Source organism: Desulfovibrio piger (assembly GCF_951793255.1).
In the GTDB taxonomy this organism is placed as follows: Bacteria; Desulfobacterota; Desulfovibrionia; order Desulfovibrionales; family Desulfovibrionaceae; genus Desulfovibrio.
In genome coordinates this window covers 93053-109287 of sequence record NZ_OX636706.1, presented here as the reverse complement: position 1 = coordinate 109287, position 16235 = coordinate 93053, and the positions used below count along the sequence as shown (strand labels likewise).

Sequence of the window (16235 nt, the reverse complement as noted above, 5' to 3'; positions counted from 1 at the left end):
ACTATGGATAAAACTGAACAGGTCGCAGCGGCTGCCGATGCTTTCAACCAGGCTGAACAGGGGTTTGGCGTGGCTCTTGACCCTGATCTGGCTGAAGGGATGGGCGCGTTTACGGAAGATGCTCTGACACTGGAAGCAGTGATGGACGACGCCCTGCTTGCGGCGCAGGGAGGGGATGATGGCCACAAATAAAAAGGATCGGATTCCTTTCCATGAGGAGTTCGCGGAGAAAATCATCAAGATGTTGGAAGAGGGAACCGCGCCGTGGCAAAAGCCTTGGACGCCCGCCCAAAACATGGCTCCTCGCAATCCTCTGTCCGGGACAGTTTATCGTGGGGTCAACCGCTTGCATCTTGCCATGCAGGGCTATGCTGATCCACGCTGGATGACGCTGAAGCAGGCCAATGATGCTGGCTACCGCATCAAACAGGGCAGTCGCTCCACGCCTGTCGTCTACTACCAGTTCACCCGCGAGCAGGACAAAATGGACGAAAATGGACAGCCTGTCCTGGGAGATGACGGTACACCCGTTCGTGAGACGGTAGAACTGGCACGGCCCATTCTTCGCATGGCTCGCGTTTTTAACGCGGCACAGGTGGAAAACTTCCCTCCGATCCCGGAGCAAGAGAAGGCCTTTGCCTGGAATCCCCAAGAGAAGGCTGAAGCTGTTCTGGCCAATTCCGGCGCTATCATCAGGCACGATCAGCGTGACCGGGCATTCTATCGCCCGTCGAGTGATGAAATCCACCTGCCTCCCAAAACCCGCTTCGCACAAGCCGACCAGTATTATGCAACGGCATTGCATGAGCTGGGGCACTGGACAGGGCACCCTGATCGCCTGAATCGGGAGTTCGGTCCCTTCGGCTCCTCCACCTACGCCAAAGAAGAGCTGCGTGCAGAGATTTCCTCCTGGATGGTCGGGCAAGACATTGGTGTCGGGCATGATCCCGGACAGCACGCCGCATACGTAAAATCATGGATCGCCGCACTGAAGGACGATCCTCTGGAAATAATGCGCGCCTGCCGTGACGCTGAACGCATCCATGACTTTGTTCTGAGTATGGAAATGCAAAAAGAAAAATCCGTTGAGCACGCTATGGATGAGGCTCCCGAAACGATGGATATGGCCCCTCCGCCTGTACAAGCTGCGCAGGAAAGAACCTACATCCATATACCGTACCAGGACAAAGAACAGGCTAAGGCGCTGGGTGCCCGCTGGGATGCTCGTCAAAAACAGTGGTATGCCCCGGAGGGGACTGACCTCGCGCCGCTGCGGCAGTACCTGTCCGCTCCTGAAAACAAGCCAAGCATGGAGTGTGCCTCCAAAACAAGCCAAGAGAAGACATATCTTCACGTCCCCTACAAGGATAAAAACGTGGCCAAGGCGCTGGGTGCCCGCTGGGATGCCCGCCAAAAGCAGTGGTATGCCCCGGAGGGGACTGATCTTGAGCCGCTACAGCGGTTCCTGCCGAATCCTGAAAGATTCCGGGACATGGATACCCTCTCGCCGCAAGAGGAGTTTGCACGGAAGCTGGCTGACCTTGGCCTTGATTTGAAGGGACAGCTCCCAGAGATGGACGGACAAATCCATCGAGTTCCCCTTCTGTCAAAGCAAGGGCATGGTCTGGATGGGAGCTACTGCTTGCATGGAGATGGACGGCCTGCGGGCTGGGCACAGAATCATGTCACGGGAGACAGGGTGAAGCTGGTTGCGTCTGGGGTGATTCTGTCTCCTGCTGAAATTGAAAAACAGCGCCAGGAACGAACGGCACGACTTCAGGCTCAGGAGCAGGAGCGTGCCAAGGCGCATGAGGCTGCCGCACAGCGATGCCAAGCCATGTGGGACAGTTTTTCCTGGGCGTCCTCCTCTCCCTACCTGGAAAGGAAGGGAGTATCGGCCTTTGGCCTCAAGGAAGACCAGGGCAACCTCATTGTGCCGCTCAAAAATGCAGAGGGCCAGTTGCGCGGCTTCCAGGCCATTGCCCCGGATGGCCAGAAAACATTTGCAAGAGGTATGGAAAAAAAAGGGAATTTCCATCTGATCGGTGCCGATGAGAAGGACTTATCCCAGGGAGAAATCCTCCTGTGCGAAGGGTATGCCACGGGGGCATCCCTGCATATGGCCACGGGAAAAGCCGTGGCTGTCGCTTTTGACTCCGGCAATCTGCTGCCTGTAGCTGAAGCGATCCGCGCCAAATACCCTAATGCGGCAATTACCATCTGCGCAGACAATGACCACTCCATACAGAGAGAGGGCAAGCCGTATAATGTCGGCCTGGAAAAAGCCAAAATGGCTGCTCAGAAGGTCAATGGCTCTGTCAAAACGCCCCTGTTCACCGAAAAAGAAAAATCGCAAGGCCTGACGGATTTCAATGACCTGCATAAAGCACGCGGACTTGAAGCTGTCCGGCATCAGCTGGGATTAGGGCGAAAGATCGAGCAGGAAAAGGAGCTTACTCGATGAGACTTCTGATTGTTGAAAGCCCTGGCAAGATTAAGAAATTGCAAAATATTCTTGGCGCTGAATGGCGTGTTGCCGCCAGTTGCGGCCATGTGCGTGACCTGCCGAATCAAGGCTATGGCTTGGAGCCGCCGAACTTTGAACTGCGCTATACACCAACCAAGCCGGACGTCCTGAAGAAGCTCGCCGGCTTGATTCAGGATGCTGACGAGGTGTTCCTGGCATCTGACCCCGACAGGGAGGGAGAAGCCATTTCCTGGCACCTCAAAGACGCGCTGGGGATCAAATCCTATAAACGTGTGACCTACACGGCCATCACGCCGCAGGATGTCCAGGCAGGACTGAGTAGCCCGCGTGAGATAGATATGAACCTCGTCCATGCTCAAGAGGCTCGTCGTGCGCTCGATCGCCTGTGCGGCTATAAAGTGTCTGGGCCGCTGTGTATGGCTGTTGCTGAAGAAAAGATGTCCGCAGGCCGCGTGCAAAGTCCGGCAGTTCGACTTGTTGTCGAACGTGAGCGATCCATCCGCTCATTCGTCTCCACCACGCACTATGGAGTCGAACTGGTGTTTGAGGCTGTAGCGAATATTTCTGACGGTTGGAAAGCCTCTTGGCTGCCCAAAGAGGGGTGGCTGGAAGATGGGCAGGAGTACTTCCTGGACAAAAATACTGCGGAAAAAATAGCTGCCCTGCGCACGTTGGAAATTCTTGCGTGCGACGAAAATGAACGCCGCACCGCTCCCCCGGCTCCTTTCACGACTTCCTCGTTGCAGCAGGCGGCCAGCAACGCGCTCAAGTTCAAGCCCAAAAAGACTATGGATTTGGCGCAAAAGCTCTATGAAGCCGGGCAGATCACCTACATGCGCACAGACAGCCCTAATCTGAGCGATAGCGCTATTGCTGAAATCCGGGCGTACTGTGACGCTCAAGGATGGCCACTGCCGGAAAAGCCTCGTACCTGGAAAAGCAAAGCAGGAGCACAGGAAGCCCATGAAGCCATACGCCCTACCCATATCGAGGTGGAAGATGCCGGAGAAACGCCGGACGAAAAGGCGTTATATCGCCTGATCCGCATTCGTGCGCTGGCCAGCCAGTTAGCCGATGCCGTGTTTGATGTGCGTGTGGCCAGACTGGCCGGTAGTGTGGAAGGCAAAACAGCCATATTTGAGGCCAAGGGACGGACACTCAAAGAACAGGGCTGGAAAATGGTGATGGCACAGGATGCGTCGCTCAGTGATGCCGAAGAGGCCGAACCCGATAACGCTGTCCCCTCTCTCAAGCCCGGATGCCAGGCAACAGCAGTTCGAGGCGACGTTAAGACCAAAAAGACCAAGCCTGCCTCCAGGTTCTCTGAGGCGTCGTTGATCCGGGAGATGGAAAAGCGCGGCATAGGCCGTCCTGCAACATATGCTGCCATCATGGAAACCATCGTTGCACGATCCTATGTCCGGGAGGAAAAAAGTTTCCTCGTACCCACGCCGCGCGGTGAAAAACTTGTGGACGCCCTGGTCGGGGCATTCGGCTTCCTGGACTTGGATTTTACCAAGCACATGGAAGAGCGTCTGGATGACGTGGCCAGCGGTAAGCTGACCTATGTGGACTGCGTCAGCGACTTTCATGCCCAGCTCATGAAAGAGCTGGATAAATTCGTTTGTGACCACACCATCCCATGCCCTGAATGTGGCGACCGCGAACATTTCAGACATATCCGTTCCAAAGAAAAAGGCTGGAATTTCTGGGGGTGCAAGGCCTGCGGGACTACGTTTGCTGATGAGCATGGCCGTCCCGGCGCGAAGCAGGAGAAGGAGAAGACACGTTCTGAAGAAACGGACTTCAAGTGCCCCAAGTGTAGCAAGCCCCTGGTGGCCAGACCTACCAAGTCCGGGGGGTCTGGTTCGGATGCTCTGGTTTCCCGAAATGCAAAGTCAGGTTCTGGGCCAAAGATGATGGAACCCCTGATTTTGAAAATCCTCCCAAGAATTAAGGAGTAAGTATGGCAGGCTTGAAATCCTCGTCTACAGACCTTTCTTGTTTCCACCTTGCTGACACCAAGGCCGTTACCGCTGCCAAGCTCAAGCAATTTGCTTTCCGCTCCATTGACGATGCCAAAACGGAAGAACTGGCCTTTGGCTGGGTAAACATTGATGATCCGATGGATACGGCTTGGCAGGTTTCCCCTCCAGACAAAGGCGAATGGCTTTGCTGGGCGTTCCGCATGGATAAACGGTCTGTGCCTGCTCAGGTCGTGAAGAAGCATCTTGCTGAAGCACTGAAAGACGAGCTGGCAAAATACTCCGCCCAGGGCATTGATGGTGTTCCCCGGACACGGAAAAAAGAGCTGAAGGAAGCGATCCGTCTGAAACTTCTGGCCAAGGCAGAACCCGTGCCCTCCACGGTGGATGTCGCCCTGAACCTGGCTAATGGCACTTTGTATGTGGCGACGAAGTCCAAAGGGATACTGGAAAAGTTTAAGGACTACTTCAAATCTTCTTTTGGCATCGAGGTGGCAGAATTACAGCCCGTGGAAAACATGGGAGCGTGCCTGCATACGCTCTATGCTGAAGGTCTGACAGCCGATGTGAATGGAGACAGGTATGAGCTGGCAGAAGCGGGAGTCATCACGCTCTCTGGCCTGGATGCCGACAATGAGCAGGTGACGATTACTGCCAAGAATGACCGGGCTGCCGTGGATGCCGGACTGGAAAAAGGTTTCGGCATCTCCAAGCTGAAAGTCGGCATGACGAAAGCAGACGATGCGGCAGAATGGACGTTTTCCCTGGAAAGCGACAGCCTGCGGATTTCTGCTATCAAGTGTCCGGCCTCGTCCAGTTCCGAGCCTGAAGATGACAACCCGGATGCTGGCCTGCTGGAAAAGCTCTACCTGCTTGACCAGGTCGTGGCCGTTACCAAACAGCTTTTTGGTCAGCCGTAGTTCAATCCGAGGGGGGCACCGCCCCCCTCATATGGAGCCTCCAATGCAAAAATTCTTTGTGTTTTTGGTCTTCACCCTCTGCCTGCTCATTCCGATCCGTCCAGTCTGTGGGGCGGACTCCACGACGTTTAATCCGACAACCGTTGCGGTCATCGCAAAAGGCACCAGTTCCATCCCTGTCGGTACGATTATCTCTTGGCCAGTTGCACAGAATCCGGCTGATTGGCAAAATTCTGACGGCTCTTATAACTGGCTGGAATGTAATGGACAAAGTATATCGAAGACAGTTTACCCGGAACTGTTTGCGCTCATGGGCGGCCAGGTGCCCGATCTGCGCGGCCTGTTCCTTCGTGGATATGGCGCACAAAGCCATGCTCAGAATAATGGTTCCACCGTAGGCATAACGTCCACTACACACCGCTCCGGCATATTAGGAGAAGTCCAAGGAGACAGTTCACGGCCAATTAGCGGAGGGCTATCTAATGTACAAGGGGCAGCCAATCCAGCGGGGGTAGCTGCATCAGGAGTCTTTGAGCGACGCATTCACTCAGATAGAGCGGCAGGATCTTATGGAGGTAGTTATTTTACCAACCTGACTTTCTCATCTAGCCGTGTCGTACCAACCGCAGAAGAAAACAGGCCCGTGAATATGGCCGTGCGCTATCTCGTCCGGGCACGGCCATGACGGGCTTGCCAAAGGGAGGGGATGGTTTTATATAAAAAGGGAACCCCGGCTCCTGCTGCTAACAGAAACCGGGGCTGGCACGGCGCGGTTCGCGCCCCCGTGCACGGCTACCACCGACGGACTATCTTTTACGACCCCGACCCACCGCATATGGGCCGGGGTCAACTGCTATCTGACGGCGGGCGCCAGCAGCAGGACAAGGGCCATTGCGACGAATAGAGCGAAAACGATCTTCCGCATGGCAAGCCCTCCTTTTCCGTTTGCGCCGTGCCGACGCTCAGGCCAGAGGGGAGCCGTGCAAAACGGGTATATCTTATCCTCCTATCTTGCTCAAGGATTCTCTGCTTGATGAGCGGGGATGAGCTACCCGGAACTGTTTGCGCTCATGGGCGGCCAGGTGCCTGATTTGAGAGGGCTTTTTTTGCGCGGCCACGGCTCCCATACGTCAACGCATTATGGCACTGTGACACACAAGAGTGCGGAACTTGGCCAGGTTCAGGGTGATGCGATCCGGGAGATATGGGGGAGCTTTCCTGAACTGATCGCACCTGGTTGGGGAACAAGCACCCAAGGGGCCATGTACTATGGCAGCCCTTGGGCTTCTGGTGTGCATCGTTCTGAAGGATCGGACTGGAGTAAACGGGGAGCCAATTTCTACGCTTCGCGTGTTACTCCGGTCGATGGTGAAATTCGTCCAGTGAATCAGGCTGTACGCTACCTGATACGGGCACGTTAAGGGATAGCCCTGATGAGATAGCGGACGGCCTGGTTATCGGGGCGCACCTCATTGGCCACGGGAACTCCACCGGCAGAAAGATCAAGGCCATAATTGGTGCTGCTCCAATTGTTGTCCCATGTTCCCCGGATAACTGTGACCTTGTGGCTTCCTACAGGCTTAAAAATGCCACTCCCGCTCAGATAACCGCCAAACCCTACACTAATACTGCCTGACGCGGAAATATCCCGCATGGCGTGCCCTTGCGTCACACCCAGCGCTGCGGAGTTTCCTCCATGCCCCCGGAGGAACAGCCCCCGCAGATCGGGCACCTGGCCGCCCATGAGCGCAAACAGTTCCGGGTAGTTTTTTGACAGGCAGGAAGTGCACGGTTTACCTTGAAAATTAAGGCAAAAACGAGTAAGTAAAATCTGCACGGCTACCCTCCGAGCGTCGGCACGGCGCATGACTCCCGCAAGGGTAAAGGGGGTATCAGCCATGTCGCGTCTGTTTTTGATCGCGCTCTTCGCGCTGGTACTCGTCCTGCTTCTGGCGTCTGACGCCATATAGCGGTTGACCCCGTATCAGGAGCGAACTGATACGGGGTCGAAAACGGTTAAAGCACTGGTAGCCGTGTGAGATAGGGGGCGCGGACTGCGCCGTGCCAGCCCCGGTTTCTGTTAGCAGCAGGAGCCGGGGCTCCCTTTTTATATAAAATCATCTCCTCCCTTTGGCAAGCCTTCTCATGGCTGGGCACGCACCAGGTAGCGTACCGCCACGTTTTTAGGGCGTGTCTCTGAGCCAGTATTTTCCCGTGTCCAAATTGAATTATCAAAGCCATCCCACTTGGCATAAGCATAAATTCCTCCACCATCAGCGCTATGTCTCCATAAAGAAAGGGGATGTGTATGGGGGCCAACGGCATCGGCTTGATATGTCCCAACAGTTCTCCCTGCATCTATCCCTCTTCCGGCATCCGCTCCCCGGAGAAACAGGCCGCGCAGATCGGGCACCTGTCCACCCATAAGCGCAAACAGTTCCGGGTAATCTGCTATCTAAAAAAAGGCCCTCTGAAATCCAGAGGGCCTTTCTCGCAATAGGCTGTTTTTAGTTAGTCTAAGGCTGACAGTACCAGCTTCCTAGATTTTGGATCAAGTTGATCTATATATTCGTTCAGAAGGCAGATATATTTGTAGTAGAACTCAGCGTCTTCGTAGTCGCGAAGTGAGAGAGAGTATAGAGAAAAATAAGTTGCGATTATTCCAGCGAGCTGCGCAGATATGACTTCGCAAAACATATTTCCTTTTTGATGTACCTTATACATTCCAGCAGGAGGGGTCATATAAAAACCTCCATTGCTGAGTTCATGATAGTCCCACATTCCTCCATCATAATCTTCAGACAAAAAGTTCATCCACGAAAAGACGTTGTGTTCAACCATAGGAGCGACTTCGCCAAAATGTTTGATGATGGAAGTCATCATCGCTTCACGCGCCACAATAGAATCTTTAATCTGCATGTCGCTTCTCCTTACTTTGGAGTTTGTCCAAAACCCGCGTTTTGGGCATGGTGTTCACAAAATGACACCATGACAAAACGCGGCATGGGCAAAGCCCATCTTCAAGTGCATCAAAGTAGGGGGGAGTATCCATGACAGGCGTTAGTGAAGGGAGAAGCTGACGCGGAAGCGAGGTAGCCAAGGGCTGCCGTAGCTGCACAAGGAAGCAATCCTGAAACGACACGCCTGGCGGGGATACTGCGCGAATGCGCACCCCTCTACCTCAAACAAATTTTTCTATCAGGAGTTACAATGGAAATCCGCTTTCAACCATATCGTAAATCCGGGACTTGGGTTGTTTATTGGAAAAGCCCCTGGACAGGGGCGCATCACCATCGTGGGTTTTATACCCAAGAAGAAGCGGAAAATTTTGTAAAGGGGCTTTCCGATATTTATAATAAAGAAAAAGAAATTATACGCCGAAGAAAACGATATACCAATACGAAGATATTACTATCAGACTTAGTTGAACGATACTTTTCTGTCGCTGTAACTAATATGACAACCTTAAAACAAAATAGATACCATATTACACATATTGTTAAAATGTTTGGCAACAGGCAGGCCATAAAGATAACAATGGATGATATATTATACTTTATAGAAGTGCAGAGACTTAGGGGGCTTCGACAAACGACAATAAATATACGAGTATCAATTCTGAGAACAATTCTGAATTGGGGAGTACGAGTTGGTTTATTGCCTCATAATCCTCTTTCAAGTTTTCGACTTCCTCAAGCTAGGCCACAGAGAATTGTTCCGCCAACCCCTGATGAATTACAGAGTATATATGCTGTGTCTCCAGATCATATTCAGCGAATAATTTTATTAGGTACATATCTTGGGCCTAGGATTGGGCCTTCTGAACTATTCAAATTGCGTTGGTCTGATGTAGATTTAAAAAATGGAATAATCCATATGCCAAATGCGGCAAAAGGTGCAACAGATTCCGCTAGAGTTATTCCTATTCGATCTGGTTTAATTCCAATTTTAAGTAAATTATTTAATTCCGATAGGATATTAAATATATCATTTGTCATCCACTGGAAAGGCAATTCGGTTCGATCTATTCACAGAGCATGGACGAGTGCGCTTAAACGTGCGGGGATTGAGAGAAGGATAACTCCATATTGTTTACGCCATGCTTATGCCACCTACTCAGTACAGGGCGGTGCAAAGCTCAAACCCTTGGCAAAGTTGATGGGGCACAAAAACGAGAGGATGATCTTGCAGACATACCAGCATGTGCTTGAAAAAGATGAACGGGATACGATTGAGGCAATGCCGGATGTTCTGCGCTTATTCCCCAAAAGGCGTAAGCCTCAAACACGAAAATCAGCACAAATCCCCCCCCTTATCTATTTCATAATATAGTAAAATCATTAACTTTTTTTACATACATTGAATAATAAAAAAATTAAAATAGATTTATTTTTTTATGTAAAAAAATATTTACATCTTTATTTTATTATAATAAAAAAGAGGCATGTAAAAATATGGGAGGTAAACCTATGCATGTATGCAGCATTGCAAATCAAAAAGGTGGTGTTGGGAAAACTACGACCACTCAGAACTTGGGCATGGCTTTGGGAAAGAAAAAAAAGGTGCTCCTCATTGATTTGGACGCCCAAGGGAATTTGACTGATGCCTGCGGTCTTTCTTCTCCTGAGTATTCTGCTTATGAAGTACTAAGTGGAGATCGCGCCCTTGCCGATTCAGTTTTTCATCTTAGCAATCATATCGACCTGTTGCCTGCGACCCGGAATTTAGCTGTTGCCGAACTGGCTTTTGCATCGCGCATGGGTAGAGAAAACCTGATGAAAAAAGCCCTCCAAAACAGTAGCTACGATTTCGTTCTTATTGATTGTCCGCCGTCTCTGGGACTCCTGACCGTCAATGCTTTAACTGCCTCTGACAGTCTTCTCATTCCTGTCCAAGCTGAATATTATGCATTGGCTGGCCTAGATTTGATTTTGGAAACAATGAACAGTGTCGTGGAAAATTTGAACCCAAAGCTACATTTACTTGGAATCCTTTTGACATTTTTTGATAAGAGAAAATCCTTGAATCGTGATGTGCTTATAGGATTGCAAGAACGATGGGGAAAACTTCTATTTTCAACATTGATACGTGATAATGTTTCACTGGCAGAAGCCCCTAGCGATGGCCACAATATTTTTGAATATCGTCCCAAAAGCTATGGGGCACAGGATTACAGCGCGCTTGCCAAAGAGTTCCTGGCTAGGGTAAAAAAACAATAAATATTTTTTTCCATAAAAAAGGAGGAAACAAATGGGGCTTGGCAATCGTGGTAAACAGCGCATACAAGGGACTGAAACTCCTACAGTTAAGGAGCTGTTTACGCCGACAGAAAAAACAGAAGACAGCGATCAGGCGTCGAAAATGAAAATCGGACGCCCCAAAGGGCTTCCCACCAAGGCAAAAACTTTCACGCTTCCCCTGGAACTTAACCAGCGGCTTAGACGCTTTGCTTTTGAGCATGAGTGCAAAGAAGTAGATGTCGTGCGCGCCGCATTGGAAAGTTATCTCAATGAGCACGAAAAGTGATAATAGTTATACGCGGTGTGCGGTCATCGGCTGTAATGTATCCTATCGGAAAGAAATTACACCTGAAATTCTTAAAAATATAATCCTAGGCAAAGAGGAGATGGGGCATTGGCTTGGCCATATTGATACTTTTTTTAACGAATTGCCCCATGAAATCATTATCGGGTTCATCAAGGAAAACGGAATTTCTTATAATGAGTTGAAAAAAAAGTATGATATGCTTCCCAAGGTAATGAAAGGAAGAAATTTTGAGAGGATTATCCATGAATAGCGATAGTTGGAAAAATTTATTTTCAGCAGCTATGCAACAAATCAAGCAGGCCAATTTGCCATCTTCCATGTGGACATTTGGCGGTGGCACTGTGCTTATGCACAAGTTCAGTCATCGGTTCAGCAAAGATATTGATATTTTTTTCAGTGACAGGCAGTTGCTAGGTTATATTTCTCCACGCATCAATGATGCCTTAGAGGATAGAGCTATTAAATATATCGAACAAGACAATTTTATAAAGATATATCTCAAAGAAGGGGAAATAGATTTTATCCTTTCTCCTCGTATATCAAACTGTAAACCAGTCCAAGCCATAATCGAGGGTGAAAAAATATTCTTAGATCATCCTGTTGAAATCATTGCTAAGAAAATAGAGCACCGGGCAAATGAGTTCAAAGCGAGGGATGTTTTTGACTTGGCAATAGTATATTCGCAAATGAAAACAACCATGCTCAAAAATCTGGATATATCAAAAGAAAAACTGATCTGCCTTAATAGGAGAGTCTGCGATCTTCACGAAAGCAATATTTTAGAAAACCAGCTTCAAGAAATCAGCAGGCTTCCTGCCGGTGAAAAAATCAGAGGAACTGAATTTGAACTATTTAAGAACTTCATGTGCGCAATGGAAAAACAGATAGACTCAAAACAAAAAACTATCTTCTTTGAAAGGTAAAATTATCTTTCCCATGCTTGATGCCGCCTTTTGGGGGCCTTTTCCGGTCGGCAAAAGCAGTTTTGTCCCTTCGCTAAGCTGATTTTTGTTCCATCTACTAGTGTAAATGTCTCGCCCAAGTTATCTTTAGTTCGTGATTTTACATTCCATTTCATAGACATATACGCCAGCGCTGTTTCTCGCGCTTCCTGGCTGAAGCTGATCTGCCTGCTGGTGTCGATGATTTTACCGCCTTGGGGAAGACGGTAGACGATATTTCCATGCGTGGTGATGCTGGCCTGCACGCCTGGGACAATTTTTTCCATCAGAGCAACACTGGTCAGGCAACGCTTCCTTTGAGGTGACAGGACAGCGTTTTCCAGGATTTTTGTCTCCTTGGCCAGTGGGCTGTTGCCCACTTCTTGCTGGTTGGTAGCCCTCTCCGAAGAGACAACCTCCTGCCGGGATCGCAAGATGGCCAAGGCGGTTTCATCTCCCTGGATGGCTTTGTCACGCAAAAAATCCAGCCAGTTGCCTGCCTGCCGGGAGCGCGTTGCCTGGATTTCCTCCCGCTCATATTGCCATGACAGCTTGCGGAGATATGCCCTGGTCGTGCGGGCCAAAGGCTTGGCTGCCAGCTCTTGCCGCTTCCGTCGCCACTTCTGGTGTATGCTCTCCAGTTCCGCTTTCTGCTCCTCGTGCCCTTGGGAGAACTCCATCCACAAAGCCCCTCTGTCCGGGGCCTTCTGGATAGGAGATATGCCATAGCGCCGCTCACTGTCCGGGAATTGTCCTTTTGCCGCCTGAAACTGCCCGAACCGGCCTTCCAGCTTCTTCAGGGAAAATTCACGGTGCGCTGTGCTGGCTTTGGCCGTCTGCCGCCCATAGCGATCCTTGATGACCAGCCCGGCACCACGTCGCCGCAATTCCAGCCCGTGGGTCGCAAAGGCCTGGTGAACATCCTCCCAGGATTGACATTGCTCCAGACTGGCCAGGACAGCGATACTCTCCTGCCGCGCGAAGCCTTCAAAGGATTGCTGGCCAGAGTGCGCTTCCATCGCGGCAGCTTTACTGCCAAGGCCTCTCTCCTTGCCCGCTTCCCTCCCGTTATCCACGGTCAGGCCGTATTCCTTTTCCAACTCCCGACACAGCTTGTCGCGCTTGATGTAGTCGCGCCACGGCTCCACCCGCGTCAGCTTCTCCGGGTGGATCAGATTGTATGCGACATGCATGTGGATGTTCTCGGTATTGACGTGCACGCCGCAATGGCGCTGATGCTCTGACAGGCCCAAGGCATCAGCAAATCGTTCTTCGATCTGCTTGAATACATCTGGCGTCAGCTTCCCTTCATCTTCAGGGTGAAAGCTGATAATCAAATGATAGGTTTTCTCTTTGCCGGTGCGCCTGTTGAGCGCCTGGGTATCCGCTACTTCCTGCACAGCCAGGTCATAGTCATCGCCAGCCCAACATCCGGCGCACCAGCTCATAAGACATTTTTCCGGCATCATGGATTTGGATAAATTTTCGTTCCCTCGCAGGCTATCAGCGGCTCGTCGATCAGGGCGTGCATCAGCAGGCAGAAAATCCGCAATTTCTCTTTTTTGTTCTCGCTGCGAGTAAGATGCCAGACGGCATTCGGACAGTTGACGCAGGCGGTTTCCGGCAACGCCTTGACTTGCTGAAACATTTCGCTGCGGATCGTAGATTCGTTCTTCATTCTGAATATCCATGCTATATTCATGCCCGGCGGCGATATAGTTCGCCAGCCGGGCATAATTGTCATTCCGGGGAGCAGAAAGGATGTGTTTGCTAATCATAATGCCTTGATTTTTGCCTTCAGCTCAGCCTGTGCCTGGTCGATCTTGTGGAGCAGTCCGTAGATTTGTTCCTTATGGCCACTGGCCAGCGTCTGCTTGAGCAATCCGCCAAGGCGGCCCAAGTCCGCATTGACCTTCAGCAACTCGCGCCGGGCCTGCTGATCCTCCCGGCTTTCAACTCGGAAACCGAGGCAAACACGCCGGGCAAACTCCGATATACTCAGACCAGCGCGTTTACTTGATGCCATGATGAGCTCAAACTCCTCCGGCGTCACATAGGCCTGAATCCGGTCACTACGCCGAGCCTTTCTCCTTGCCTCTGCCATGCTACCAGCACTGCCATTTCAGGTTGTGGTTTGAGAAACCGCTCCAAGCGGCCAGCACGGCCTTGAAAAGATCATGCTCTGTCTTCAGTTCTTCAAAATTGTCCACACCGCAGCGATTGCAGATATAGGTGCGGATTTCCGTCTTGGTGTAGTTGCTGAAATGCCCCCAGAAATCGACCAAGCCCTGCAAGGTAAGGAGCATGTTCGTTGAAGAGGTATCCTTCCATCCATCTTGTCCCCCAACCCGGAAGAGTTCCTCAAAGACGTAAATGATGGCTTCCTGCAACCGACATTCCTGAAGGTCTCCCACACTCTTCACGCGCATCCTGGCGCAAAGACGCTGTTCGGTATGTTCCAGGCTGTCTCCCTGAAGCAAGGCTTCCAGACGCAGGATACCCTCCAGAGCCGCTCGCCCTCCTTTGCCGATCCGCTTTCTTGACCGGAAAAAATAGGGGATAGGCTGCGCCTCTTTTGACAGCATTTCCTGTTCCTGGGCTTGCTCTATGATGGAGTCTTTTTGCTGATCCAGCAGGGTTTGCTCCATCGCATTGAACGCCTCCAGGAATTTTTCTTTCCAGGCAGCCGCCTTCTTGCCCGTAAAGCCCATTGCCAGGAAGGAAAAACCGTCACGGGTCATGCGGTAGGCGGGCCGCATTTCGCCTTTGGCATCCTTGTATTCAACGGGCGCAAAATTGCGCTCGTTAAATTCTTCAGAGCACTCCAAGTTGGAGATGGCCCGCAGCACGTCCTTATGCTCCTTCTCAAACGCCTGCGCCACGGTCAGCGATGTGGTGAACATGTTTCCGCCGTCGATCTCAACAATGTTTTCAGTGGGTTGCACGATAATCTCCTGTCCATTGCTCTGATGTTCGTCCATGATTGTTCTCCTGCGTTTAGCGTTGAGCCGAAGGCGAATAAGCAAGCCTCCCCCGGCGTATGAGGGGGCAGGACGTAAAGTAGGCACTTGAAAAGTGACGTTACTTTACCTGTCCTGCCTTCTTAGTTTTCTCTTAAACATATCATATTTTATCTGATTCTTGCAACAAATAAAAAAATAAGATGAAATCAGTGTAGAATACGATAAAATACGAATAGCCCCGGAGGACGTATCCTTCCGGGGCTATCGTATTTGAATGCTTGACGCTGCTATGATTGAGCTTCTGCCCGTTTGGCAGCGCGGGCTGCTTGGGCACGCCGGGCGTTGGTCGTCAGCTTGGCCAAGAGGTTGTGCGCCATGAGCTTCTGCGGTTCGGAGTAGCCACAGAGCTTTTTGTACTCTTCCACAGTGATGCCGTGGTGAGCCAAGTGTCTGGCCGTCAGCGTCAGTGACTGCTTACCGCACAAGCAGCATGTAACGCTCGTATCGGTGATGGCTTCGGCAGGATCGCACTTCAAGTCTTTTTGCGTATAGCATTTTTTTTCAGGAACACGATCCTGCGGTTCATTAGGCTTCTTCTCCTCTTTTGGGGCCGGACTTTCCGAGGCGGGACAGGCTACGACTCTGGACTGTTCCCAAAGGCGCTTTTCGATTGCCATGTTGAGCAGCTTCGCCTTTTCGTACTGCTCCATGACGAACTCAATGGGTTGGTCGCTATATTTTGCAAAAATCGCTGTGAAAATATCTCTGTCTTCAAGAGCCATGTAGATACTCCTTTATGTATGTAGTAACAAATAATACGCTTTTAGAAGATTGACAATGCCCATTATGGCTATTCTGGAATTTTTTTATTGTACAATCCAATTGGACTTTCTCAAAAATGATGACTTTCGCGATGTGCCTGATGAATTGTGGGAACGTGTCGACCTCTTCTTGCTCTATTCAAGCGACAAAGAAATGGTGGTGGAATCAAACCAATCCCACAGCTTATGCCGAAGTACAACCTGACAAATCATACAGAATGGTCTTGCAGAATCGCTCTCAGATGCCTTTGTCTGCGGATACCGCCAACTAGGGAACATGGTAGAAAAAGCCTAAATCGTCCGTTCGCTCATTGCGGCAGGCTGTATATCCGTCGCATGCGATTTTCTCGGTCTTTCCTTGAGATAGATGGCTGAATGCTGAAAAAACGCGCCGAGGCAAGGATGGGGTTTGTGAGGAAGGGAAATCCCTCTGCTCGCGCGAGGGGCCCTCCCCCAAACAAGCCGTGGATACGGTAAAAAAATCTTGACTTACACTTTCGTCATCTATGTTTGGCACTTGAATTTTGAGGAAAATAGCGGCATCCTACAAGCTCAGTTAACCGCGTAGAA

General features: G+C 50.7%; 17 protein-coding genes. 11 read left to right on the top strand and 6 right to left on the bottom strand.

Annotated features, from left to right (window positions below):
* Window positions 1–3 precede the first annotated feature (3 nt).
* From Q4I12_RS00535 to Q4I12_RS00510, 6 genes are all read left to right on the top strand, one after another.
* Window positions 4–192 carry a hypothetical protein gene (locus Q4I12_RS00535; protein WP_168935438.1) on the top strand — a complete coding sequence of 63 codons (189 nt, stop codon included), beginning with the start codon at window positions 4–6 and terminating at the stop codon, window positions 190–192.
* Window positions 179–2464, top strand: a complete 2286-nt coding sequence (locus tag Q4I12_RS00530) for a zincin-like metallopeptidase domain-containing protein (RefSeq protein ID WP_302259981.1) — start codon at window positions 179–181, stop codon at window positions 2462–2464. Before Q4I12_RS00535 ends, Q4I12_RS00530 begins: the two co-directional genes overlap by 14 nt.
* Window positions 2461–4452, top strand: coding sequence for a type I DNA topoisomerase (gene topA / locus Q4I12_RS00525; RefSeq protein WP_302259980.1), 1992 nt, complete (start codon window positions 2461–2463; stop codon window positions 4450–4452). The genes Q4I12_RS00530 and topA overlap by 4 nt, the downstream gene beginning before the upstream one ends.
* A 2-nt stretch (window positions 4453–4454) precedes the next feature.
* Window positions 4455–5393 (top strand): recombination-associated protein RdgC, encoded by a 939-nt coding sequence (rdgC, locus tag Q4I12_RS00520; protein WP_302259979.1) that lies wholly within the window; start codon window positions 4455–4457, stop codon window positions 5391–5393.
* 43 nt (window positions 5394–5436) lie between these two features.
* Window positions 5437–6078, top strand: a complete 642-nt coding sequence (locus Q4I12_RS00515) for a phage tail protein (RefSeq protein ID WP_302259977.1) — start codon at window positions 5437–5439, stop codon at window positions 6076–6078.
* 358 nt (window positions 6079–6436) lie between these two features.
* Entirely contained in the window at window positions 6437–6814 is a 378-nt protein-coding gene (locus tag Q4I12_RS00510) for a hypothetical protein (RefSeq protein ID WP_302259975.1), read from the top strand.
* Here the strand turns inward: Q4I12_RS00510 and Q4I12_RS00505 are convergent.
* Window positions 6811–7230: a hypothetical protein gene (locus Q4I12_RS00505; protein ID WP_302259974.1), complete on the bottom strand. Its 420-nt coding sequence runs from the start codon at window positions 7228–7230 to the stop codon at window positions 6811–6813. The two genes, Q4I12_RS00510 and Q4I12_RS00505, sit on opposite strands and share 4 nt — an antisense overlap.
* Window positions 7231–7904: 674 nt before the next feature.
* On the bottom strand, window positions 7905–8312 hold the full coding sequence (locus Q4I12_RS00500) for an antirestriction protein (RefSeq protein ID WP_302259972.1): 408 nt from the start codon (window positions 8310–8312) through the stop codon (window positions 7905–7907).
* Window positions 8313–8603: 291 nt separating this feature from the next.
* Here Q4I12_RS00500 and Q4I12_RS00495 point away from each other — a divergent pair, with 291 nt between their 5' ends.
* From Q4I12_RS00495 to Q4I12_RS00475, 5 genes are all read left to right on the top strand, one after another.
* On the top strand, window positions 8604–9725 hold the full coding sequence (locus Q4I12_RS00495) for a tyrosine-type recombinase/integrase (RefSeq protein ID WP_302259971.1): 1122 nt from the start codon (window positions 8604–8606) through the stop codon (window positions 9723–9725).
* A gap of 137 nt (window positions 9726–9862) precedes the next feature.
* On the top strand, window positions 9863–10612 hold the full coding sequence (locus Q4I12_RS00490; protein ID WP_168936454.1) for a ParA family protein: 750 nt from the start codon (window positions 9863–9865) through the stop codon (window positions 10610–10612).
* A gap of 31 nt (window positions 10613–10643) precedes the next feature.
* Entirely contained in the window at window positions 10644–10919 is a 276-nt protein-coding gene (locus Q4I12_RS00485; RefSeq protein ID WP_168936455.1) for a hypothetical protein, read from the top strand.
* Window positions 10903–11190, top strand: coding sequence for a hypothetical protein (locus tag Q4I12_RS00480; RefSeq protein ID WP_302259970.1), 288 nt, complete (start codon window positions 10903–10905; stop codon window positions 11188–11190). The genes Q4I12_RS00485 and Q4I12_RS00480 overlap by 17 nt, the downstream gene beginning before the upstream one ends.
* On the top strand, window positions 11183–11863 hold the full coding sequence (locus Q4I12_RS00475) for a nucleotidyl transferase AbiEii/AbiGii toxin family protein (RefSeq protein WP_302259969.1): 681 nt from the start codon (window positions 11183–11185) through the stop codon (window positions 11861–11863). Before Q4I12_RS00480 ends, Q4I12_RS00475 begins: the two co-directional genes overlap by 8 nt.
* Before the next feature lie 2 nt (window positions 11864–11865).
* Here Q4I12_RS00475 and traI read toward each other — a convergent pair whose 3' ends face one another.
* The 4 genes from traI to Q4I12_RS00455 all read right to left on the bottom strand — a co-directional run bounded on the left by traI (window position 11866) and on the right by Q4I12_RS00455 (window position 15626).
* Window positions 11866–13659 carry a TraI/MobA(P) family conjugative relaxase gene (gene traI / locus Q4I12_RS00470; RefSeq protein ID WP_302259968.1) on the bottom strand — a complete coding sequence of 598 codons (1794 nt, stop codon included), beginning with the start codon at window positions 13657–13659 and terminating at the stop codon, window positions 11866–11868.
* Window positions 13656–13985 carry a plasmid mobilization protein gene (locus Q4I12_RS00465; RefSeq protein WP_302259966.1) on the bottom strand — a complete coding sequence of 110 codons (330 nt, stop codon included), beginning with the start codon at window positions 13983–13985 and terminating at the stop codon, window positions 13656–13658. The genes traI and Q4I12_RS00465 overlap by 4 nt, the downstream gene beginning before the upstream one ends.
* Window position 13986: 1 nt before the next feature.
* The gene (locus Q4I12_RS00460) at window positions 13987–14862 is read right to left on the bottom strand and encodes a Rha family transcriptional regulator (RefSeq protein WP_302259965.1); all 876 of its coding nucleotides are present in this window, start codon (window positions 14860–14862) and stop codon (window positions 13987–13989) included.
* A 269-nt stretch (window positions 14863–15131) separates the two neighbouring features.
* Window positions 15132–15626 (bottom strand): MucR family transcriptional regulator, encoded by a 495-nt coding sequence (locus tag Q4I12_RS00455; RefSeq protein WP_302259964.1) that lies wholly within the window; start codon window positions 15624–15626, stop codon window positions 15132–15134.
* Between the last annotated feature and the right edge of the window lie 609 nt (window positions 15627–16235).